Source organism: Lutimonas halocynthiae, assembly GCF_030409835.1.
Taxonomy (GTDB): Bacteria; Bacteroidota; Bacteroidia; order Flavobacteriales; family Flavobacteriaceae; genus Lutimonas; species Lutimonas halocynthiae.
The window spans coordinates 278,730-298,551 of sequence record NZ_JAUFQO010000003.1 but is presented as its reverse complement, the minus strand read 5'-3'; the positions used below and the strand labels follow the sequence as shown (position 1 = coordinate 298,551).

Annotated in this window: 30 protein-coding genes; all 30 read right to left on the bottom strand. The window is 35.1% G+C overall.

Translation table 11 applies throughout. The annotated features are described in order from the left end of the window. A partial coding sequence (locus QWY87_RS05895; protein ID WP_290289418.1) for a choice-of-anchor Q domain-containing protein occupies positions 1–2,223 on the bottom strand: 2,223 nt, incomplete at its 3' end. Between the two features lie 344 nt (positions 2,224–2,567). Continuing rightward, positions 2,568–3,515 carry a citrulline utilization hydrolase CtlX gene (gene ctlX, locus QWY87_RS05890; RefSeq protein WP_290289417.1) on the bottom strand — a complete coding sequence of 316 codons (948 nt, stop codon included), beginning with the start codon at positions 3,513–3,515 and terminating at the stop codon, positions 2,568–2,570. Between the two features lie 8 nt (positions 3,516–3,523). Next, positions 3,524–4,435, bottom strand: coding sequence for a dimethylarginine dimethylaminohydrolase family protein (locus QWY87_RS05885; protein ID WP_290289415.1), 912 nt, complete (start codon positions 4,433–4,435; stop codon positions 3,524–3,526). Positions 4,436–4,546: 111 nt separating this feature from the next. Then, on the bottom strand, positions 4,547–5,833 hold the full coding sequence (locus tag QWY87_RS05880) for a citrate synthase (protein WP_290289413.1): 1,287 nt from the start codon (positions 5,831–5,833) through the stop codon (positions 4,547–4,549). A gap of 145 nt (positions 5,834–5,978) precedes the next feature. Next, a complete protein-coding gene (gene eno / locus QWY87_RS05875; protein ID WP_290289411.1) occupies positions 5,979–7,268 on the bottom strand; it encodes a phosphopyruvate hydratase in 1,290 nt (429 codons plus the stop codon). A gap of 117 nt (positions 7,269–7,385) precedes the next feature. After that, the gene (carA, locus tag QWY87_RS05870; protein WP_290289409.1) at positions 7,386–8,489 is read right to left on the bottom strand and encodes a glutamine-hydrolyzing carbamoyl-phosphate synthase small subunit; all 1,104 of its coding nucleotides are present in this window, start codon (positions 8,487–8,489) and stop codon (positions 7,386–7,388) included. Between the two features lie 118 nt (positions 8,490–8,607). Beyond that, entirely contained in the window at positions 8,608–9,117 is a 510-nt protein-coding gene (rplQ, locus tag QWY87_RS05865) for a 50S ribosomal protein L17 (RefSeq protein ID WP_290289408.1), read from the bottom strand. 43 nt (positions 9,118–9,160) lie between these two features. After that, entirely contained in the window at positions 9,161–10,153 is a 993-nt protein-coding gene (locus QWY87_RS05860; protein WP_290289407.1) for a DNA-directed RNA polymerase subunit alpha, read from the bottom strand. Between the two features lie 23 nt (positions 10,154–10,176). Next, positions 10,177–10,782 (bottom strand): 30S ribosomal protein S4, encoded by a 606-nt coding sequence (rpsD, locus tag QWY87_RS05855; RefSeq protein WP_290289406.1) that lies wholly within the window; start codon positions 10,780–10,782, stop codon positions 10,177–10,179. A 77-nt stretch (positions 10,783–10,859) separates the two neighbouring features. After that, on the bottom strand, positions 10,860–11,252 hold the full coding sequence (gene rpsK / locus QWY87_RS05850) for a 30S ribosomal protein S11 (RefSeq protein WP_290289405.1): 393 nt from the start codon (positions 11,250–11,252) through the stop codon (positions 10,860–10,862). An 11-nt stretch (positions 11,253–11,263) separates the two neighbouring features. Continuing rightward, positions 11,264–11,638, bottom strand: coding sequence for a 30S ribosomal protein S13 (gene rpsM, locus QWY87_RS05845; protein WP_290289404.1), 375 nt, complete (start codon positions 11,636–11,638; stop codon positions 11,264–11,266). Positions 11,639–11,640: 2 nt separating this feature from the next. Continuing rightward, positions 11,641–11,757 carry a type B 50S ribosomal protein L36 gene (gene ykgO, locus QWY87_RS05840; RefSeq protein WP_074961360.1) on the bottom strand — a complete coding sequence of 39 codons (117 nt, stop codon included), beginning with the start codon at positions 11,755–11,757 and terminating at the stop codon, positions 11,641–11,643. A gap of 12 nt (positions 11,758–11,769) precedes the next feature. Further along, positions 11,770–11,985: a translation initiation factor IF-1 gene (gene infA, locus QWY87_RS05835; RefSeq protein ID WP_290289400.1), complete on the bottom strand. Its 216-nt coding sequence runs from the start codon at positions 11,983–11,985 to the stop codon at positions 11,770–11,772. Positions 11,986–11,987: 2 nt separating this feature from the next. Further along, entirely contained in the window at positions 11,988–13,319 is a 1,332-nt protein-coding gene (gene secY / locus QWY87_RS05830) for a preprotein translocase subunit SecY (protein ID WP_290289397.1), read from the bottom strand. A 13-nt stretch (positions 13,320–13,332) separates the two neighbouring features. Next, complete coding sequence (gene rplO / locus QWY87_RS05825) at positions 13,333–13,782, bottom strand: 50S ribosomal protein L15 (RefSeq protein ID WP_290289393.1); 450 nt, start codon at positions 13,780–13,782, stop codon at positions 13,333–13,335. Positions 13,783–13,793: 11 nt separating this feature from the next. Further along, the gene (rpmD, locus tag QWY87_RS05820; RefSeq protein WP_290289391.1) at positions 13,794–13,976 is read right to left on the bottom strand and encodes a 50S ribosomal protein L30; all 183 of its coding nucleotides are present in this window, start codon (positions 13,974–13,976) and stop codon (positions 13,794–13,796) included. Between the two features lie 9 nt (positions 13,977–13,985). Next, positions 13,986–14,510: a 30S ribosomal protein S5 gene (rpsE, locus tag QWY87_RS05815; protein WP_290289388.1), complete on the bottom strand. Its 525-nt coding sequence runs from the start codon at positions 14,508–14,510 to the stop codon at positions 13,986–13,988. Between the two features lie 9 nt (positions 14,511–14,519). Continuing rightward, the gene (gene rplR, locus QWY87_RS05810; protein ID WP_290289386.1) at positions 14,520–14,870 is read right to left on the bottom strand and encodes a 50S ribosomal protein L18; all 351 of its coding nucleotides are present in this window, start codon (positions 14,868–14,870) and stop codon (positions 14,520–14,522) included. A gap of 12 nt (positions 14,871–14,882) precedes the next feature. Next, positions 14,883–15,425, bottom strand: a complete 543-nt coding sequence (rplF, locus tag QWY87_RS05805; protein ID WP_290289385.1) for a 50S ribosomal protein L6 — start codon at positions 15,423–15,425, stop codon at positions 14,883–14,885. Positions 15,426–15,437: 12 nt separating this feature from the next. Next, entirely contained in the window at positions 15,438–15,836 is a 399-nt protein-coding gene (gene rpsH / locus QWY87_RS05800; RefSeq protein ID WP_290289383.1) for a 30S ribosomal protein S8, read from the bottom strand. A 69-nt stretch (positions 15,837–15,905) separates the two neighbouring features. Then, positions 15,906–16,175 carry a 30S ribosomal protein S14 gene (gene rpsN / locus QWY87_RS05795; RefSeq protein WP_224926463.1) on the bottom strand — a complete coding sequence of 90 codons (270 nt, stop codon included), beginning with the start codon at positions 16,173–16,175 and terminating at the stop codon, positions 15,906–15,908. 4 nt (positions 16,176–16,179) lie between these two features. Further along, on the bottom strand, positions 16,180–16,731 hold the full coding sequence (rplE, locus tag QWY87_RS05790; RefSeq protein ID WP_290289380.1) for a 50S ribosomal protein L5: 552 nt from the start codon (positions 16,729–16,731) through the stop codon (positions 16,180–16,182). Between the two features lie 2 nt (positions 16,732–16,733). Continuing rightward, entirely contained in the window at positions 16,734–17,042 is a 309-nt protein-coding gene (gene rplX, locus QWY87_RS05785) for a 50S ribosomal protein L24 (protein WP_290289379.1), read from the bottom strand. A gap of 11 nt (positions 17,043–17,053) precedes the next feature. After that, a complete protein-coding gene (gene rplN, locus QWY87_RS05780; RefSeq protein WP_290289378.1) occupies positions 17,054–17,425 on the bottom strand; it encodes a 50S ribosomal protein L14 in 372 nt (123 codons plus the stop codon). Positions 17,426–17,427: 2 nt separating this feature from the next. Beyond that, on the bottom strand, positions 17,428–17,685 hold the full coding sequence (gene rpsQ / locus QWY87_RS05775) for a 30S ribosomal protein S17 (protein ID WP_290289376.1): 258 nt from the start codon (positions 17,683–17,685) through the stop codon (positions 17,428–17,430). A gap of 19 nt (positions 17,686–17,704) precedes the next feature. After that, positions 17,705–17,896 (bottom strand): 50S ribosomal protein L29, encoded by a 192-nt coding sequence (rpmC, locus tag QWY87_RS05770; protein WP_290289374.1) that lies wholly within the window; start codon positions 17,894–17,896, stop codon positions 17,705–17,707. Between the two features lie 63 nt (positions 17,897–17,959). Then, positions 17,960–18,388: a 50S ribosomal protein L16 gene (gene rplP, locus QWY87_RS05765; RefSeq protein WP_290289373.1), complete on the bottom strand. Its 429-nt coding sequence runs from the start codon at positions 18,386–18,388 to the stop codon at positions 17,960–17,962. 19 nt (positions 18,389–18,407) lie between these two features. Next, positions 18,408–19,121: a 30S ribosomal protein S3 gene (gene rpsC / locus QWY87_RS05760; RefSeq protein WP_290289372.1), complete on the bottom strand. Its 714-nt coding sequence runs from the start codon at positions 19,119–19,121 to the stop codon at positions 18,408–18,410. A gap of 6 nt (positions 19,122–19,127) precedes the next feature. Further along, the gene (gene rplV, locus QWY87_RS05755; RefSeq protein WP_290289370.1) at positions 19,128–19,532 is read right to left on the bottom strand and encodes a 50S ribosomal protein L22; all 405 of its coding nucleotides are present in this window, start codon (positions 19,530–19,532) and stop codon (positions 19,128–19,130) included. A 6-nt stretch (positions 19,533–19,538) separates the two neighbouring features. Beyond that, on the bottom strand, positions 19,539–19,817 hold the full coding sequence (gene rpsS, locus QWY87_RS05750; RefSeq protein ID WP_290289367.1) for a 30S ribosomal protein S19: 279 nt from the start codon (positions 19,815–19,817) through the stop codon (positions 19,539–19,541). Positions 19,818–19,822: the final 5 nt, after the last annotated feature.

Genomic DNA, 19,822 nt, shown 5'->3' with positions numbered 1-19,822 from the left:
GCTTACTGTAACTTCAAATACTGTTGATTCTGAAGGACTAACAGTAATGCTTTCTGTAGTCTCGCCATTGGTCCACAAGTAACTATCTCCTCCGGATGCAGTAAGGGTAATCTCTTCACCCTCGGTAATCGTTACATCCTTTCCAGCATTAGCTATTACTTCATTAACGGTTACTTTTACTTGATCCTTATCTGATACACCATTCTTAGATACAGTAACGGTATATATTCCGGTCTTAGTTGGCCTAATATTTATTGAATTAGTTTTATGTCCTGAACTCCAGGAATAAAGATCACCTCCAGATGCAGTCAGCACCACACCCTCACCTTTACAAATTGTAACATCTTCTCCAGCATTAGCCTTTACAGAAGTTGTCGATCTATCTTGATATTCAAAAGATCCGATATCAGTGCTTTTCCCCTGACTTCTGGCGTTTCCTTCAAAATCTAAACTTATATTTGGATGATTTTGCCCCTTATCTATAAGTTGGCTATTTGACTTTAATCTAAAATTACCTTTCGATGCATTCTCGAAATTGGAAGAGACAGAAACATTCCCTTTTCCACTGATTTTTTTAAAGCTGTTATAAAAGTTCGTATACGTAAAAACAGGTGAAACAGATGCCGAACCGTACGATTTTTTATCAACATTCTCTATGATACAATTAATAAATTTATTCGTATTTCCAAACCTACTTTTAAATGCAAACATGAAATCCGAATTATAAAAAGTACAATTCAAAAACTCATTATAAGTACTTTCTTTTGGAGTTCCTCCTAATCCACTTTCTGTAATATTATAATAACAATTATCAAAAATAGTATTGATAATCTTATTATGGTGACCACCGCTCTGTTTTCCTTTATCTTCACCTACATTCATTAAAAATCGAACAGCTTGATATACACCTATAGCCTTACAATTCTCAATAGAATTATAACTAGTATCGTCTCTCAATGTCAAAAGATTTGACGAAGAATTTCTATTCCCTGTTGCTACAACATTTCTCACAACAGTGTATTTTACTTGATGGTGTCTTAACTCAATAGCTTGATCCAATTCGTGTAAATTGCAATTTTCGATTAAGGTATACTCCAATGGTAATCCTTCTGCCTTTACCGATATACCGTGACCAGTATGAGAATCGCGTGGATCCCGAATTATAGAACTATTTCTCACTATGGTTCCCGTTCCAACCGTAGCGCCATATAATGAAACATAATAATCCATGCTGTGAATTCCATTACTTGACACGTAAATATCATCAATTAAATGTCTCTCCCCTGATATTCTTATTCCTACAGCAGATGTATTTGCAACATAACAAGATTTAAAAGAATTATTAATAGCGCCTTTAGAAAAACCATTAATTCCCATTCGATTAGCTCCCTTTACATAAACATTTTCCAAAAGATTAAAACTGGCATTTGATTTAATTGTAATTGCATCATTATATCCCTCAACTTGGATATTCTTAATAATTATGTAATTTTTTCCAGATAAATTAAATCCACTGCCTCCGCTTTTCGAAGAATGAATATATGGCATTTGTGATGATGAAAATGAAGTAGATTTTGATCTTTTCAGTTTAGGCCTGTCGTTAACCGAACTTTTATAACCTAAAAATTTTATTGGATTATTCGCCTTACCTGAATTCTTAACCACCACTGTTTCTTTTCCATAATTACCGGCTTTAATATATACAATATCACCTGCCTTGGCTTTCCCCGCCGCATATGTTATGGTTCTCCATGGCTTTCCTTGACTTGTACCACTATTGGAATCCCTTCCGTTTGTAGACACATAATAAGTTTTGCCGCTACCTTTTGGTTCGCTTATTTTATTTTTAATATATTCTAAAGTGAACTTGTTTAATGAAGACGATCCACTTTTGATATTACTACCCCCTTCATAGCGTACGGTACTATTATCCCAAAAGTCAAAAGAACCAGAAATACTAATATAATGGCCTTTCTTACTTCCTGAATTAATCTTAATACCACTCACTTTCTCACCGGTTATCTTGAAACCTTTTGAGCTCGATCCTGAAATAGGTTCGCTACTATCAAAATATACGCGAGTTTTATTACTATTCTCAACTCTGAAATTAGATAAGACAGGTGTAACGCTTTGAGCAAACACTTTGAATGACCCAACAACGATAAAACATAAAATCAATATTGATCTATAACCAATGCCTTTCTCCATTGTAATTTTTTCCATAGGAATCCTTATCGCAATTACTTGCGTCTTCTTTAAAATGATCTTATTAATTCAAAAAGTGGAGGGAACTTTTCATGCAATTTGAATTCATCTAAAAGGCTCAATTTGAGTCGCTTTTATCAAAATTCTGATGCGAAAGTATCTTTAGATTCTAAAGAGAATCTAAAGAATCTACAAGAAGTTTAGGGCAATAAAATCGGCAAGAAAATATATGTAACAGTTCGTTGCGAAGCTGGTAAAATGTTAACCACAAATGAATGAATTAAATAATTTTTTTGTGGATTTTTTATTGATACTATAAAAATTATGAGTTATGAACAAAAACCAAAGTTATAAACATAATATTATGATTTCGAATCATTTACATTTAAAAACACCTCCGCCATCATACATCTGGCGCTTCCTCCACCACAAGCTTCTATCGTACTTAAGTCACTTGATAATAGTGAAGCTTCTTTAGATAATATATCGCGTTGGGCATCAGTAAGGCAATCAAAGGCCGCCTGACTCATTACAGTTACCGGTTTGTCATCATGACCAAGAACCTGAAGCATATTCCCGGCAAAATTTTCAACTTGTTCTTCTGTGATTTTTACTATTTGTTTACCGCTCATTAAAACATGATTGATAAAATTTCTTCTTTCTTTTTTATCATCGATTGCATCAAGGCAGACAACTACATTTTCCTGCGTAATGGCCATCATCACATTGGTATGGTAAATAAGCTCCCTTTTTCCATTAACCGTCTGATAGGCGTGAAAAACGACAGGTGTATATTCAAAATCTTCACAAAATTCTATGAACAAATCCTCATTAGCTCTGGCAGACAAGGCACAATATGCAACGCCGGCTTCCCGATCTAATACAATACTACCCGTTCCTTCCAGAAAAATATCCTCTTTTTCAGCTGAAGAGTAATCAATGATATCATTAATTATAAAGCCTTTTTCTTCCAGCTTGTCTAAAATATCCTCTCTTCTCTCCAATCTTCTGTTTTCGGCAAACATAGGATATAGGCCTACTTTTCCATTTCTGTGAAAAGAACTCCAGTTATTTGGAAAAATAGAATCGGGTGTACTCGGAACAAGTGTATCTTCAATAACAACAACTTCAACGCCAGCCTTTCTCAATTTAGAAACAAAATTATCAAATTCAGTCAAGGCCTTTAATTGAATCTCCTCAGCCGAGACTCCCTTTAAGCTATGCTGATAATAATTATTTACGGCCGTTTGTTCATTCATTCTGAATGAAACCGGTCTAATCATCAAAATTGTATTTGTAAGTTGCTTCATTTTTTTAACTATTCTCTTATTAATGGCAGTGTAGAACATCTTAATAAACCTTCTTGTTTACCAATTTCTGCATATCTAATTTCCTCAACAACAAATCCTTGTTCTCTTAGCCATGTATTCAATCTTTTGAAACCCAATTCGGAAACGATAACGGTCTCTGAAATTGAAAAGATGTTAGAATTCATATTATACATTTCATCTTTCGAAATATCAAATACATTTTCTTTTCCAAAATAATCAACAAGAAACTGATATTCTTCTTCGACTAAAAAACCATTCTTGTGTAAAATTGCCTTATCCTTTCCAATAGGTTGGAAACAGCAATCTAAGTGCAAAGCATTTTCTCTTGGATCCGTATTCGATTTTCTGAGCTCAAAAGATTTCACAATTTTATCAGGAAATAATTCTCTTAAAAATGCTACAGCCTCAACATTAGTCCGAGCCGTAATAAAATTAGGATAATCTTTGCCTGAATAAACACCAACAAATATATAATCATTCCAAGGCATTACGTCTCCCCCTTCAACATGCACCTCATCCGGAGGAATTATTCTATTTAAGGGATTCACCTGCTCATAGACTTCATGAATGGCATCAAGTTCTTCAATACGATTCGGTAAGATGTTTGATCTAATAAATTTATCTTCAATTACGAAAGCAATGTCCCTAGCAAATATCTGGTTAACATCTTTCAATACACTAGGCCGAAATACCTGAACATCATACTTTTTAAGCACACGTTCAAATTCAGACATTTCAATTACCATGTCTGCTTCTTTAGGATAGGTACCTGCCAGGATGTTTTCTATAGATTTAGGATCATAACAATCCTCAACTTTAGGAATAGGCCCGATTGATTGGGCTGTTCCTAAGACTACAGCTTTTAACCTTGAAGTTTCGTTTACAATGTGAAGATCCATGTGCTTATTTTCACGCAAAAATAGATAAAAAAATCGCGCATAGAACATTGTTCTTATGCGCGATTTAATATTTTTAAAAATTCTAAGGAGTCATTTATCCACTCCCCGATTCTATCTCTCCTCAAATGGTTTAAAAGGTCTCAATGGTTCTCCAGTATACAATTGTCTTGGCCTTCCAATTGGTTCATGATTTAAACGCATTTCTCTCCATTGAGCAATCCATCCTGGCAATCTTCCAATTGCAAACATTACGGTCATCATTTCTCTTGGGAAGCCTAAAGCACGATAAATAATACCTGAATAGAAATCAACGTTTGGATATAATCTTCTTTCTGCAAAATACTCATCATTCAAAGCCACTTCTTCTAAATGTTTAGCAATCGCCAAAACAGGATCATTAGTGCCTAGATCTTCAAATAATTCGTCCGCTGCCTTTTTGATGATTCTGGCCCTTGGGTCAAAATTCTTGTATACTCTATGTCCAAAGCCCATCAACCTGAACGGGTCATTTTTATCCTTGGCCTTCAAAATATATTTTTCAACATCACCACCATCCTTTTGAATGTCTTCCAACATTTCTAATACAGCTTGGTTTGCACCACCATGTAATTTTCCCCAAAGAGCCGAAACTCCTGAAGATACTGAAGCAAACAAACCAGCTTCTGAAGAACCAACTATTCTAACTGTTGAGGTTGAACAGTTTTGTTCGTGATCTTCATGTAAAATCAATAATTCATCTAAGGCTTTTACAGCTATCGGATTCATCACATATTTTTCAGTTGGAATTCTAAACATCATTTGCATGATATTTTCAACATAATCGAGAGAATTATCACCATAATTGAGAGGTGTTCCTAAATTCTTACTATGTGCCCATGCAGCTATAACAGGAAACTTACCCATCAATTTAGTAATGGCATCATAAACTTGATCCTCCTTGGTTATATCTACTGTTGCAGGATTAAAAGCTGTTAAAGCAGAAGTTAAGGAAGAAAGCATTCCCATAGGGTGTGCTTTCTTAGGAAAACCATCTATAATATCTTTCATCTCCTCATTTAAAAGTTGATGATACTTAATGTCTTTTTCCCATTTAGCGAATTGTTCTTTTGTTGGTAATTCTCCAAAAATGATCATGAAAGCGACCTCTAAAAAACTAGCTTTTTTAGTCAATTCTTCTATTGCATAACCACGATGACGCAAAATACCTTTCTCTCCATCTAAAAAAGTAATTTTACTTTCACATGAACCGGTATTCTTAAAACCCGAATCGAGCGTAATAATTCCTTTCGTAACCGAACGTAAGGTTTTTATGTTTATCGCAACCTCGTTTTCGGTTCCGACTATAATCGGGAATTCATATTCTTGTCCATTAACAATCAACTTTGCTACTTCTGACATAGGTAGTAATTTATTTAACTTTTAATAATTTTTTCTCGTACGAAATTACAAAATAACTATGAATTTTCCTTGAAAAAACTAGATTTAAAACAACAAAAAAGCTGGATAAAATCCAGCTTTTTTCAATACTAAATAAGTTAATTACCTAGCCTATATTAAATGCATTTAATTGAGGGTAATATGCAGTACTATGCAATTCTTCTTCAATTCTCAATAATTGATTGTATTTAGCCATACGATCACTTCTTGATGCTGATCCTGTTTTAATCTGTCCTGTATTCAATGCTACTGCAAGGTCAGCAATGGTGTTATCTTCTGTTTCACCTGAACGGTGTGACATCACTGAAGTATAACCTGCATTATGCGCCATATTAACTGCTGCAATTGTCTCAGTTAAGGTTCCTATTTGATTTACTTTAATCAAAATTGAATTCGCAATATCATTGTTGATTCCCTTCGCCAAACGCTCTACATTTGTAACAAAAAGATCATCACCAACCAATTGCACTTTATCTCCAATTTTTTCAGTCAAATATTTCCAACCGTCCCAATCATTTTCATCCATACCATCCTCAATCGAAATAATAGGATATTTACTAGCTAATTCTGCAATATAATCGGCTTGTTGCTCGCTTGTTCTTACAACACCCTTATCACCTTCAAACAGTGTATAGTCATACTTTCCATCCTTATAGAATTCCGCTGCAGCACAATCAAGAGCCAACATCACATCATCCCCTGCTTTATATCCAGCTTTAGAGATAGCTTCTATAATCGTATCTAGTGCATCTTCAGTTCCCTCAAAAGTTGGTGCAAAACCTCCTTCATCACCTACGGCAGTATTCAGGCCTCTATCGTGAAGTAATTTTTTTAAATTATGGAAAATTTCACTTCCCATTTTAAGAGCATGTGAAAAATTCTTTGCTTTAACCGGCATTACCATAAATTCTTGAAAAGCAATTGGCGCATCAGAATGAGAACCACCATTTACAATATTCATCATAGGTACTGGTAAAGTATTGGCACTTACACCACCGATATATCTGTAAAGAGGCTGATTCAATTCATTAGCTGCCGCTTTTGCTGCTGCCAATGATACACCTAAAATCGCATTAGCACCTAATTTAGCCTTGTTAGGAGTACCATCAAGTTCGATCATGATCTGATCAATTGTATTTTGCTCAAAAACAGAATACCCGATTACTTCCTTAGCTATAATTTCATTTACATTCTCAACTGCCTTTAAGACACCTTTTCCCATGTAGTCATCTCCACCATCTCTTAACTCAACAGCTTCATGTTCACCTGTTGAAGCTCCTGAAGGAACCGCTGCTCTACCCATTACACCATTTTCGGTGATCACATCAACCTCTACAGTAGGATTTCCTCTGGAGTCAAATATTTGTCTTGCATGAATGTCTAATATAATGCTCATTTTATTATAATTTTAATTGTTTTTACTGTTGTAAATTTACGAAATATTAAAGGTTTTATATCCTAATAATTCATTTAAGTACGATATCGTTTTCGATGAAAAATAGCTTCTAAATTCTTACTTTACTGACTTGATCATATCTATAAACTGATCGAATAAATAAGAAGAATCGTGAGGCCCAGGGCTTGCTTCTGGGTGATACTGCACTGAGAAACAATTTTTATCCTTCACTCTCATTCCGGCAAGGCTCTGGTCGTTCAAATGTTCATGAGTCATTTCTAAGACCTCATTTGACACCACAGCTTCTTTATCCACAACGAATCCATGATTCTGAGAAGTTATCTCTCCTTTTCCAGTTAAAAGGTTTTTGACTGGATGGTTAATCCCGCGATGACCATTATGCATCTTATAGGTTGGAATGTCATGTGCCAAAGCGATTACCTGATGACCGAGACAAATACCAAACAAGGGCAAGTTTCTATCAACTATCTCTTTCGCTAATTTTTGTGCATTCTTTAAGGGCGTTGGGTCTCCAGGGCCATTAGATAAAAAATAACCATCAGGCTCAAAACTACTTAAATCTTCAAACGAAGCATCATAAGGGAAAACTTTTACGAAGCAGTCTCTTTGGGTCAAGTTTCTAAGTATGTTTCTTTTGATTCCTATATCCAAAGCGGCAATCTTATATGTAGCATCTTCATTTCCGATGGTATAGGCCTTCTTAGTCGACACCTGAGACGCTAATTCGAGTCCATCCATAGATGGAATAGCCTTTAATTGTTTTTTTAAAGATTCAATATCCGTATCTGTAGAAATAATTGCATTCATTGCTCCCTTATCTCTAATGTATCTTACTAAAGCACGAGTGTCAACATCAGAAATGGCTACGAAATTCTGTTTTTGAAAATAGGATAATAAATTTTCATCCGCATTAATTCTTGAGTAATCAAAACTAAAATTACGACAAATCAGCCCGGATATTTTAATTCCTTCTGACTCCTCTTCTTGTTCATTAATACCATAATTTCCAATATGTGCGTTTGTCGTCACCATTAATTGACCAAAATAAGAAGGATCAGTAAATATTTCCTGATAACCGGTTGTCCCTGTATTGAAACATATTTCTCCAACTGCAGTACCATCAATTCCCACTGACTTCCCTTCGAACATTGTTCCGTCCTTTAAGATCAAAATTGCCTTTTTTCGTGCTTCGTATTTCATATCTTCTGATTAAATTATATTAGCTTCGGTTTTTAAAAAAAATTCTTTTATATCCAAAAAAAAAGGATAAGCTAAAATTTAGCTTATCCTTTTTTGGGTTCAATCTTTAAAATCAAATCTATGCTTCATCCTTATTCTCAGCATCTTGTGATTTAGGCTCTTCAACTTTTTCCTCAACAGCAGTTTCAGCAGTAGCAGTTGCATCAGCAGCTTTTTTACCACCTCTTCTTCTTGTTGATTTTTTCTTCTTCGCTTTTGGGTTATAAATTTCGTTATAATCAACCAATTCAACCATTGCCATAGATGCATTATCACCTTGACGATTTCCTAATTTAATGATTCTAACATAACCTCCAGGTCTGTCACCAACTTTTACAGCTACATCTCTGAACAATTCAGAAACTGCGTACTTGTCTCTTAGATTACTAAAGACGATTCTTCTATTATGAGTAGAATCTTCTTTTGACTTCGTAATTAAAGGTTCAACATACTGACGTAACGCCTTTGCTTTAGTAACAGTTGTATTTATGCGCTTATGCTCAATTAATGAACAAGCCATATTGGCCAACATAGCTTTTCTATGTGCCGTTTTTCTACTTAAATGATTAAATTTCTTTCCGTGTCTCATCTTTCACTTGGCTATTAAAAAATTTGTTAACTAAATAACAAATTTACTCCTTATCTAATTTGTATTTTGTTAAATCCATTCCAAAGGTTAATCCTTTGTTGTTTACCAGCTCATCTAATTCTGTAAGCGATTTTTTTCCAAAGTTTCTGAACTTCATTAAATCACTTTTATTAAATGAAACTAAGTCACCCAAAGTATCAACTTCAGCCGCTTTCAAACAATTCAATGCTCTAACTGAAAGATCCATATCGATCAATCTTGTTTTGAGCAATTGTCTCATGTGAAGTGACTCTTCGTCATAGGTTTCTGTTTTTGCAATTTCATCAGCTTCTAAAGTGATTCTTTCATCTGAGAATAACATGAAGTGGTGAATTAATATTTTCGCCGCTTCAGTTAAAGCTTCCTTCGGAGTAATAGAACCATCTGTGATGATATCAAAAACTAATTTTTCATAATCTGTTTTCTGTTCAACACGAAAGTTTTCAACTGCGTATTTTACATTTTTGATTGGCGTGTAGATTGAATCAATAAAGATCGTTCCTAAAGGAGCAGATACTTTCTTATTCTCTTCAGCCAATACAAAACCTCTACCTTTTTCGATAGAAATTTCCATATCGATTTTCACTGAAGGCTCCATACGACAAATCACTAGTTCAGGATTTAAAACTTGAAAACCTGAAATAAAATTCTGAAAATCCCCTGCAGTTAACTCTTCCTTTCCAGTAAGAGATAAAACTACTGTTTCATTATCAGTATCCTCGATTTGTTGCTTGAAACGCATTTGCTTCAAGTTAAGTATGATTTCAGTTACATCTTCTACTACACCTTCAATCGTCGAAAATTCATGCTCAACTCCTTCAATTCTTAATGAAGTAATTGCATATCCATCTAAAGAAGATAACAACACTCTTCTCAAGGCGTTACCAACTGTTAGTCCGTAACCAGGCTCTAAAGGTTTAAATTCAAATCTACCATTGAAATCAGTAGATTCAATCATTAATACTTTATCCGGTTTCTGAAAATTTAATATAGCCATAAGTCTGTTACTATCTTTAAAGGTTATTTAGAGTATAATTCAACGATAAACTGTTCGTTAATGTTTTCTGGAATTTGAATTCTTTCAGGAACAGTAACAAATCTTCCTTCCAAGGTTTCTTGATTCCAAGATAACCACTCATATACATTCGATTTAGCTGCTAAAGAACTTTCGATGGTTGTTAAAGACTTTGATTTTTCTCTTACACCGATCACATCACCTTCTTTTAAAGAATAAGAAGGAATATTAACGATTTCACCATTTACAGTAATATGTCTGTGTGATACCAATTGGCGACCTCCACTTCTTGAAGGAGCAATTCCTAATCGGTACACTACATTATCTAAACGAGATTCACATAATTGTAGTAGAACTTCACCAGTAATACCTTTGCTTCTTTGAGATCTTTCAAAAAGATTTTTGAATTGACGCTCCAAGATACCATAGGTATATTTAGCTTTTTGCTTTTCTTTTAATTGAATTGCGTATTCAGATTGCTTACCTCTTCTTTTGTTGGAACCATGTTGTCCTGGAGGGTAATTTCTTTTTTCTAACGCTTTGTCATCCCCGAAGATTGGTTCTCCAAACTTTCGAGCGATTTTTGATTTTGGTCCTGTATATCTTGCCATCTTTTATATTTATGTAAGGGATCATGAATTAAGGCAGTCCTTCGCTGATCTTTATCCTTAGTTATTAAAAAAATTTATTAAACTCTTCTTCTTTTCGGAGGTCTACATCCGTTGTGTGCGATAGGTGTTACGTCGATAATCTCAGTAACTTCAATCCCATTGTTATGTAAGGTTCTGATCGCTGATTCTCTACCATTACCTGGCCCTTTCACATAAACCTTTACTTTTCTTAACCCTGCTTCATGAGCAACTTTTGCACAATCTTCAGATGCAGTTTGAGCAGCGTAAGGAGTATTCTTTTTAGAACCTCTAAAACCTTGCTTTCCTGCACTAGACCAAGAAATAACATCACCCTTTTTGTTTGTCAAAGAGATAATGATATTGTTGAAAGATGCAGTGATATGTGCTTCTCCAACAGCGTCTACGATTACTTTACGTTTTTTTACGTTTTTTGAACTTGACTTTGCCATCTTGTTAACTATTATTTAGTTGCTTTCTTTTTACCTGCTACAGTTTTTCTCTTTCCTTTACGAGTCCTAGAATTATTCTTAGTTCTTTGTCCTCTTAATGGAAGTCCAGATCTGTGTCTGATTCCTCTGTAACATCCTATGTCCATTAAACGCTTAATGTTTAATTGAACTTCAGATCTCAATTCACCTTCGATGGTCAATTTACCCACCTCTCCACGAATGTTGGCGATTTGTTCATCGGTCCAATCTTGAACTTTGATGTTTTCGTCAACTTTTGCTTCTGCTAAAATTTCTTTAGACTTACTTCTTCCAATTCCAAAAATGTAAGTTAATGCGATTACGCCTCTTTTATTCTTTGGGATGTCAATACCTGCTATTCTTGCCATAATTATCCTTGTCTTTGTTTAAATCTAGGATTCTTTTTGTTGATTACATATAATCTGCCTTTTCTGCGTACTATGATACAGTCGGCACTTCTTTTCTTTACTGATGCTCTTACTTTCATCTCGTGTTATCTTTAATATCTATAAGTAATTCTTGCCTTAGTCAAATCGTAAGGACTCATTTCTAATTTTACCTTATCTCCTGGTAGCAATTTAATATAATGCATTCTCATTTTCCCAGATATATGAGCGGTAACAATATGTCCGTTTTCTAATTCTACACGGAACATTGCATTTGATAATGCTTCACTAATTCTACCGTCCTGTTCTATTGCTGGTTGTTTTGCCATAATTAATAAGCTACTTTTCTTTTAGACCCTGCTTTCATCAAGCCGTCATAATGACGATTCAACAAATGGGCATTAATTTGTTGTAAGGTATCAATTGCAACTCCCACCATGATCAGTAGTGATGTACCTCCGTAAAAGATAGCCCATCCTGGTTGTACTCCAAACTGCGTTATAACCGCTGGAAGTATTGCCAGTAAAGCTAAAAATAAAGAGCCTGGAAGGGTAACACGAGATAAAATCGTATCAAGGTAATCAGCCGTTTCTTTACCAGGTCTTATTCCCGGTACAAAACCACCACCTCTCTTAAGATCGTCAGCCATTTTATTTGTAGGTATTGTAATTGCAGTGTAAAAATAACTAAATATTATAATCAAAACAGCAAATAAGATATTATACCATAAACCGAATATATCAGTAAAAGCAACACCTATAGACTTTATTGTTCCATTTTCAGAATTCGCCATCAATCCAGGAACAAACATCAAAGCCTGAGCAAAGATAATTGGCATAACCCCTGATGAATTTAACTTCAAAGGAATATATTGTCTGGCACCTGCTACGTCCTGTATATTACCGGCAACAGTTCTTCTGGCATATTGCACCTGAATCTTTCTTACCGCTGTTACCAACAGAACACTTGCGAAAATTACCAAGAACCAAACTACAACCTCAATCAAGATCATTATCAATCCTCCATTCGAGTTAAGTCTTGAAGTAGTCTCTTGCATAAAAGATGAAGGGAAAATAGCGATAATACCAATCATAATCAATAATGATATACCATTTCCAATACCTTTATCAGTAATTTTTTCTCCCAACCACATTGCAAAAACAGTACCTGTTGTTAGCAATAGTATAGATGAAAAATAGAACAAAGGACCAGTTCCTAACAAAAATGCACTTTCAGGAATACCTAAACTTGGTAAACTAATCAAGTAAGTAGGTGCCTGAATAATCAAAATCGCAATTGTCAACCAACGCGTGATCTGATTAATTTTCTTACGTCCGCTTTCTCCTTCTTTCTGCAGTTTCTGCAAATAAGGAACAGCAATACCCATCAATTGAACAACAATAGAAGCAGATATATAAGGCATAATACCTAAGGCCATTACTGAAGCTTTAGCAAAAGCTCCTCCAGTAAAGGCATTTAATAATCCTAACAATCCATCTTGAGTTTTATTGGCTAATCCAGTCAACTGCGTTGGGTCAATACCAGGAAGTGGTACCTGAGCAGCTAAACGGTAAACTACCATTAAACCTAAAGTTAGAAGGATTTTATTCCTTAATTCTTCAATTTTCCAAATATCTTGGACAGTACTAATAAACTTTTTCATTTAATTTTTATCATTAAATAGTTACAGCTTCACCACCCGCTTTTTCAATAGCTGCTTTAGCAGTAGCAGTAAATTTATGTACTGAGATATTCAATTTAGCTTTCAATTCTCCTCTTCCTAAAATTTTTACTAGGTCATTCTTACCTACTAAACCATTTTCCATCAAAATTGCTAATGACACAGTATCCTTGATTTTCCCATCATCAACTAATTGTTGTAAAGTATCAAGATTTACACCTTGGTAATCTTTACGGTTGATATTTTTGAAACCAAATTTAGGAACACGTCTTTGAAGTGGCATTTGTCCACCTTCAAAACCAATCTTTCTAGAATATCCAGAACGAGATTTTTGTCCTTTATGACCTCTTGTAGCGGTACCACCTTTACCAGATCCTTCACCTCTACCAATACGCTTTCCCGCTTTTACGGAACCCTTTGCAGGTTTTAAGTTATTTAATTGCATAAGCTTCTATCTTATTTGATTTCCTCTACAGAAACTAAATGATTAACTGTTTTTACCATTCCTAGAATCGCTGGTGTCGCATCATGCTCCACAACCTGATTCATTTTATGTAATCCTAAAGCATCAAGTGTTAACTTTTGGTTTTTAGGACGTCTGATTTTACTCCGTACTTGTTTTACTCTAATTCTTTTCATCGCTAAAAATTAACCGTTAAACACTTTTTCAACTGATATACCTCTTTGCTTGGCAATCGTATATGCATCTCTCAGATTCAATAAGGCATCAAAAGTTGCCTTCACCACATTGTGAGGGTTTGAAGAACCTTGCGACTTTGAAAGTACATCATGAACTCCTACCGATTCTAATACTGCTCTTACTGCACCACCTGCAATAACCCCAGTACCATGTGAAGCTGGTCTCAAGAATACTTTTGCACCACCATATTTACCTTTTTGCTCATGTGGCAAAGTTTGGTTAATAATAGGAATTCTTACCAAGTTCTTTTTCGCGTCTTCAATTGCCTTAGCAATCGCAGAAGCTACATCCTGAGATTTACCTAATCCATGACCAACTACTCCATCACCGTTTCCTACAACTACAATGGCTGAAAAACTAAAAGTTCTTCCCCCTTTGGTTACTTTAGTAACTCTTTGTACTCCTACCAAGTGATCTTTAAGATCAAGTCCGCTCGGCTTTACTCTTTCTACGTTATTATATTTTTTGTACATGGAATAATCTTAAAATTTTAAACCTTCTCCTCTAGCACCTTCTGCTAGGGCTTTTACTCTACCGTGGTATAAATAACCATTTCTATCAAAAGCCACGTTTTCAATTCCAGCTTTAGCAGCTTGTTCAGCCAATGATTTCCCAACCGCAGTTGCTACCTCAATCTTCGTTCCTTTAGCATCTTTCAATGATAAAGATGAAGTTGATGCTAGCGTTACTCCGGCTACATCGTCAATCAGTTGAGCTGAAATTTCTTTATTGCTTCTAAAAACTGATAATCTAGGTTTTGCTGCAGTACCAGAAACAATTTTTCTGATTCTGTTCTTAATTCTGTGTCTTCTTTGAAGTTTTGTTAATGCCATAACCTTTATATATTATGCAGTTTTACCCGCTTTTCTTCTTAATTGTTCACCTACATACTTAACTCCTTTTCCTTTATAAGGCTCAGGTCTACGGAAAGAACGAATCTTTGCCGCAACTTGTCCAACTAATTGCTTGTCTAAAGAAGACAATTTAATTATTGGGTTTTTACCTTTTTCAGAAACAGTCTCAACCTTTACTTCTTCAGCAATGTTTAAAACTATATTATGAGAATATCCTAAAGCCAAATCCAATTTTTGACCTTGGTTTGAAGCTCTATAACCTACTCCAACCAATTCAAGTTCCTTAGTCCATCCTTGTGACACACCAATCATCATATTATTGATTAAAGCACGGTATAAACCATGTTTCGCTTTATGATCTTTCGATTCTGAAGGTCTATCCAAAGTAAGGATACCATCTTCATTTTTTATTCCAATATCTCCGATTTCCTGAGATAATTCGCCTAATTTACCTTTAACAGTAACTACGCCTTCCTTTATTTCAACAGTAACTCCTTCTGGAATCGATATTGGGTTTTTTCCTATTCTTGACATCTTACTTTCTTTTTAATAAACCAAACATAAAACCTCACCACCCACATTCTCTTGACGCGCTTTCTTATTGGTCATCACTCCTTTAGAAGTAGAGATAATCGCAATACCCAAACCGTTCAAAATTCTTGGCATCTCATCTGCACCAGCATATTTTCTTAAACCAGGTGTACTTATTCTTTGAATGTTCTTGATTACAGGTTGCTTTGTATCTTTGTCATACTTTAAAGCAATCTTAATAATGTCTTGAACTTTGTTCTCGATGAACTTATAGCTAAGAATATACCCTTGATCAAATAAAATCTTGGTCATTTCTTTCTTTAAGTTCGACGCTGGAATTTCCACAACTCTGTGTCCGGCGCTTGCAGCATTTCTAATTCTAGTTAGATAATCTGCGATTGGATCTGTATACATATATAAATATTTACGGTTTTGGTTTTCGATAGAAAATAATTCCATCAAACCTGAAACCAATTAATGATTCTACCAGCTAGCTTTTTTCACACCAGGGATCAAACCTTGATTAGCCATTTCGCGAAAAGTAACACGTGAAATTCCAAATTGACGCATATATCCTTTTGGACGCCCAGTCAATTTACATCTGTTGTGCATACGTATAGGCGAAGCGTTCTTTGGTAATTTCTGCAATGCCTCATAATCTCCAGCTTCTTTCAAAGCCTTTCTTTTTTCAGCGTATTTTGCAACAGTCTTAGCTCTTTTCACTTCACGAGCTTTCATTGATTCTTTTGCCATCTTATTAATTCTTTTTAAATGGTACCCCTAATTCGTGTAATAATGATTTCGCTTCTTTATCAGTATCGGCAGATGTAACAAAAGTGATATCCATACCACCTATCTTATTCACCTTGTCAATATTGATTTCCGGAAAGATAATTTGTTCTGTAATTCCCAAATTATAATTTCCTCTTCCGTCAAAACCAGTAGCTTTTACTCCTTTAAAATCTCTTACTCGAGGTAAAGATGCAGTTACCAGTCTATCTAGAAATTCGTACATTCTATTCTTACGTAAAGTAACTTTAACACCAATTGGCATTCCTTTACGTAACTTGAAAGTTGCGATATCCTTCTTTGAAATTGTCGATACAGCGCGTTGACCAGTGATCTGTGTCAATTCATCAACTGCGTACTCGATTAATTTTTTGTCTGCAATAGCAGCCCCAACGCCCTTACTGATTACTATTTTCTGTAATTTCGGAACTTGCATTACATTTTTGTAACCAAATTCTTCAGTCAATGCAGAAATAATTCTGTCGTTGTAGTCCTTTTTAAGTCTTGGCATATTTTCCATAACTATAATACTTCTTTAGATTTTTTTGAAAACCTAACTTTTTTATCTCCTTCAGTACGATACCCTACTCTAGTAGTAGTTCCATTCTCAACCAACATCAAGTTAGAAATATGTAAAGAAGCTTCTTTTTTCACAATTCCACCTTGTGGGTTTTCAGCACTTGGCTTTGCGTGTTTTGAAACCATATTTACACCTTCAACGATCGCGCGATTCTTGTCCAAAATAACCTTTATCACTTTACCTTCTTCACCTTTATGGTCACCGGCCATCACTTTTACTGTGTCTCCTGTTTTAATTTTTAGCTTTGTCATCTTTCTATAAATTAAAGCACTTCAGGTGCTAATGATACAATTTTCATGAATTGCTTATCACGAAGCTCTCTAGCAACAGGTCCGAAAACACGTGTTCCTCTCATTTCACCAGAAGTTGAATCTAATAATACACATGCATTATCATCAAAACGGATATAAGATCCATCCTTACGTCTCACTTCTTTCTTTGTTCTTATCACAACAGCTTTAGATACTTGACCTTTTTTTGCTGTTCCGTTCGGAGTAGAATGCTTTATGGCAACTACAATTTTATCTCCTACTGAAGCGTAACGTTTCTTTGTTCCGCCAAGCACTCGTATAATAAGAGCATCTTTGGCTCCTGTATTATCCGCTACTGTTAATCTTGATTCTTGCTGTAACATAATTATTTAGCTCTTTCTAAGATTTCTACTAGTCTCCAACGTTTTGATTTACTTAAAGGACGAGTCTCCATGATTCTCACTTTGTCTCCTTCTTTACAATCGTTGTTTTCATCATGTGCCACATACTTTTTGGTGTTCAATACGAACTTCCCATACATTGGATGCTTTACTCGTTTCACTTCAGATACAACAATAGATTTCTCCATTTTGTCACTTGAAACTACTCCTATTCTTTCTTTTCTAAGATTTCTTTTTTCCATCTCTTCAAATAAATTACAATTATTGTAATTCTCTATTAGTTAATTCTGTGGCAATTCTTGCAACTGTTCTACGCACATTTCTTAATTGCATTGGAGTTTCCAACGGTGAAATGGCATGAGCAAGTTTTAGATCAGTATAATTCTTTCTGAATATGGCTAACTTTTCATTTAGCTCTTCAACTGATAATTCTTTAATTTCTGATTGTTTCATGTTTTCTTTGTTAAATTTAATTCGATGTCATCCAATATTTCAGGGACATCATCTTCTTAAATATTAAGCGTTGTCAAAATCTCTTGCAACCACAAACTTCGTTTTTACAGGTAACTTTTGAGCAGCCAGGCGTAAAGCCTCTCTTGCTACTTCAATAGGAACACCGCCTACTTCAAACATAATTCTTCCTGGCTTCACCACTGCAACAAAATATTCAGGGGCTCCTTTACCTTTACCCATACGAACCTCTAAAGGTTTTTTGGTAATAGGCTTATCCGGAAAAATTTTAATCCATAAACTTCCTTGCCTCTTCATGTATCTTGTAGCGGCAACCCTTGCTGCTTCAATCTGACGTGAAGTAAGTAAGTTTTGATCTAATGATTTAATACCGAACATACCATTAGAAAGCTGATGGCCTCTCTGAGAATTGCCCTTCATGTTCCCTTTGGCTTTCTGTACTTTACGATATTTTACTCTTTTTGGTTGTAACATTTTCTACGTCTTAAAAAATTTATCTACGAGATTTATTCCTACCTGGCCCTTTTGGTCCGCTTCCTTTTCCTTTCTTAGAAAGTCCAACTAACGGATTCAATTCTCTCTTACCATAAACCTCACCTTTCATAATCCACACTTTCACACCTATTTTTCCATAAGTGGTATTCGCTTCTTCCAAGGCATAATCTATATCTGCTCTAAAAGTAGAAAGAGGAATTCTTCCTTCTTTATAAGACTCAGATCTAGCCATCTCAGCACCGTTCAAACGACCTGAAATTTGTACTTTAATACCCTCTGCATTCATACGCATAGTTGCTGCGATACCCATTTTTATTGCTCTTCTGTATGAGATTCTATTCTCAATCTGACGTGCAATACTGGCACCTACCAACTTCGCGTCAAGCTCCGGACGCTTGATTTCGAAGATATTAATCTGTACTTCTTTTCCTGTAATTTTCTTAAGTTCTTCTTTTAACTTGTCTACCTCTTGTCCACCTTTTCCAATAATAATACCTGGTCTGGCAGTAGTGATAGTAACGGTTACAAGTTTAAGCGTACGCTCAATAATTACACGAGAAACACTTGCTTTAAATAATCTAGCATGGATATATTTACGGATCTTACTGTCTTCAGCAAGCTTATCACCGTAGTCATTTCCACCGTACCAGTTAGATTCCCATCCTCTGATGATTCCTAAACGATTTCCTATTGGATTTGTCTTCTGTCCCATGCTTAATTAATTGCTTAAATTATTTGTTCCTAAAACCATTGTTACATGATTCGAACGTTTTCTAATTCTGTGCGCTCTACCCTGAGGAGCAGTACGCAACCTTTTTAACATCGATGCGCTATCAACATAAATCTCTTTAATGAATAAACCAGCATCTTCAATACTCGCGTCTTCATTTTTAGCTTGCCAGTTGGCAATTGCTGATAACGTTAATTTCTCAAGATTAATAGATGCCTCCTTTGGATTGAATTTCAATATTGAAAGTGCTTTCTCCACTTCAACACCTCTGATCAAATCTGCAACTAAACGCATCTTTCTTGGTGATGTAGGACAACCATTTAGCTTCGCTACGTAAGTATTCTTACGTGCTTCCTTCAGTTCATTTGCTCTTAACTTTTTGCGAACTCCCATAACCTACTATTTTTTACCTTTATTTTTTGCTCCTGCATGTCCTCTAAAAGAACGTGTTGGAGAAAATTCACCTAATTTGTGACCTACCATATTTTCAGTAATATAAACTGGTACAAACTGACGGCCATTATGAACACCAATTGTTTGTCCAACAAATTCTGGTGTGATCATTGAAGCTCTCGACCAAGTTTTGATTACTGATTTCTTTCCTGCGTCTATGTTTTTTTGAACTTTTTTCTCTAAAGCGTGAAAAACATAAGGTCCTTTTTTTAACGAACGTGCCATACTTT

What these genes read in the sequence shown, in the direction of transcription:
- rpsS (WP_290289367.1), bottom strand. Translation starts at nt 19,817, where the DNA reads ATGGCACGTTCGTTAAAAAAAGGACCTTATGTTTTTCACGCTTTAGAG.
- rpsH (WP_290289383.1), bottom strand. Translation starts at nt 15,836, where the DNA reads ATGTATACAGATCCAATCGCAGATTATCTAACTAGAATTAGAAATGCT.
- rpsQ (WP_290289376.1), bottom strand. Translation starts at nt 17,685, where the DNA reads ATGGAAAAAAGAAATCTTAGAAAAGAAAGAATAGGAGTAGTTTCAAGT.
- rpsE (WP_290289388.1), bottom strand. Translation starts at nt 14,510, where the DNA reads ATGTACAAAAAATATAATAACGTAGAAAGAGTAAAGCCGAGCGGACTT.
- rpsC (WP_290289372.1), bottom strand. Translation starts at nt 19,121, where the DNA reads ATGGGACAGAAGACAAATCCAATAGGAAATCGTTTAGGAATCATCAGA.
- ykgO (WP_074961360.1), bottom strand. Translation starts at nt 11,757, where the DNA reads ATGAAAGTAAGAGCATCAGTAAAGAAAAGAAGTGCCGACTGTATCATA.
- eno (WP_290289411.1), bottom strand. Translation starts at nt 7,268, where the DNA reads ATGAGCATTATATTAGACATTCATGCAAGACAAATATTTGACTCCAGA.
- rpmD (WP_290289391.1), bottom strand. Translation starts at nt 13,976, where the DNA reads ATGAAAAGAATTAGAGTAAAACAAGTACGGAGTAAAATCAGACGTCCT.
- rpsM (WP_290289404.1), bottom strand. Translation starts at nt 11,638, where the DNA reads ATGGCAAGAATAGCAGGTATTGACATCCCAAAGAATAAAAGAGGCGTA.
- rplN (WP_290289378.1), bottom strand. Translation starts at nt 17,425, where the DNA reads ATGTTACAGCAAGAATCAAGATTAACAGTAGCGGATAATACAGGAGCC.
- rpsK (WP_290289405.1), bottom strand. Translation starts at nt 11,252, where the DNA reads ATGGCAAAGTCAAGTTCAAAAAACGTAAAAAAACGTAAAGTAATCGTA.
- rplE (WP_290289380.1), bottom strand. Translation starts at nt 16,731, where the DNA reads ATGGAAAATATGCCAAGACTTAAAAAGGACTACAACGACAGAATTATT.
- rplQ (WP_290289408.1), bottom strand. Translation starts at nt 9,117, where the DNA reads ATGAGACACGGAAAGAAATTTAATCATTTAAGTAGAAAAACGGCACAT.
- secY (WP_290289397.1), bottom strand. Translation starts at nt 13,319, where the DNA reads ATGAAAAAGTTTATTAGTACTGTCCAAGATATTTGGAAAATTGAAGAA.
- rplX (WP_290289379.1), bottom strand. Translation starts at nt 17,042, where the DNA reads ATGACAAAGCTAAAAATTAAAACAGGAGACACAGTAAAAGTGATGGCC.
- QWY87_RS05860 (WP_290289407.1), bottom strand. Translation starts at nt 10,153, where the DNA reads ATGGCTATATTAAATTTTCAGAAACCGGATAAAGTATTAATGATTGAA.
- QWY87_RS05880 (WP_290289413.1), bottom strand. Translation starts at nt 5,833, where the DNA reads ATGTCAGAAGTAGCAAAGTTGATTGTTAATGGACAAGAATATGAATTC.
- rplP (WP_290289373.1), bottom strand. Translation starts at nt 18,388, where the DNA reads ATGTTACAACCAAAAAGAGTAAAATATCGTAAAGTACAGAAAGCCAAA.
- rplR (WP_290289386.1), bottom strand. Translation starts at nt 14,870, where the DNA reads ATGGCATTAACAAAACTTCAAAGAAGACACAGAATTAAGAACAGAATC.
- carA (WP_290289409.1), bottom strand. Translation starts at nt 8,489, where the DNA reads ATGAAATACGAAGCACGAAAAAAGGCAATTTTGATCTTAAAGGACGGA.
- rpsN (WP_224926463.1), bottom strand. Translation starts at nt 16,175, where the DNA reads ATGGCAAAAGAATCAATGAAAGCTCGTGAAGTGAAAAGAGCTAAGACT.
- ctlX (WP_290289417.1), bottom strand. Translation starts at nt 3,515, where the DNA reads ATGAAGCAACTTACAAATACAATTTTGATGATTAGACCGGTTTCATTC.
- rpsD (WP_290289406.1), bottom strand. Translation starts at nt 10,782, where the DNA reads ATGGCAAGATATACAGGACCAAAATCAAAAATCGCTCGAAAGTTTGGA.
- QWY87_RS05885 (WP_290289415.1), bottom strand. Translation starts at nt 4,435, where the DNA reads ATGGATCTTCACATTGTAAACGAAACTTCAAGGTTAAAAGCTGTAGTC.
- rpmC (WP_290289374.1), bottom strand. Translation starts at nt 17,896, where the DNA reads ATGAAACAATCAGAAATTAAAGAATTATCAGTTGAAGAGCTAAATGAA.
- rplV (WP_290289370.1), bottom strand. Translation starts at nt 19,532, where the DNA reads ATGGGAGTTCGCAAAAAGTTAAGAGCAAATGAACTGAAGGAAGCACGT.
- rplO (WP_290289393.1), bottom strand. Translation starts at nt 13,782, where the DNA reads ATGCAATTAAATAACTTAAAACCTGCAAAGGGTTCCGTAAAAGCGGGA.
- rplF (WP_290289385.1), bottom strand. Translation starts at nt 15,425, where the DNA reads ATGTCAAGAATAGGAAAAAACCCAATATCGATTCCAGAAGGAGTTACT.
- infA (WP_290289400.1), bottom strand. Translation starts at nt 11,985, where the DNA reads ATGGCAAAACAACCAGCAATAGAACAGGACGGTAGAATTAGTGAAGCA.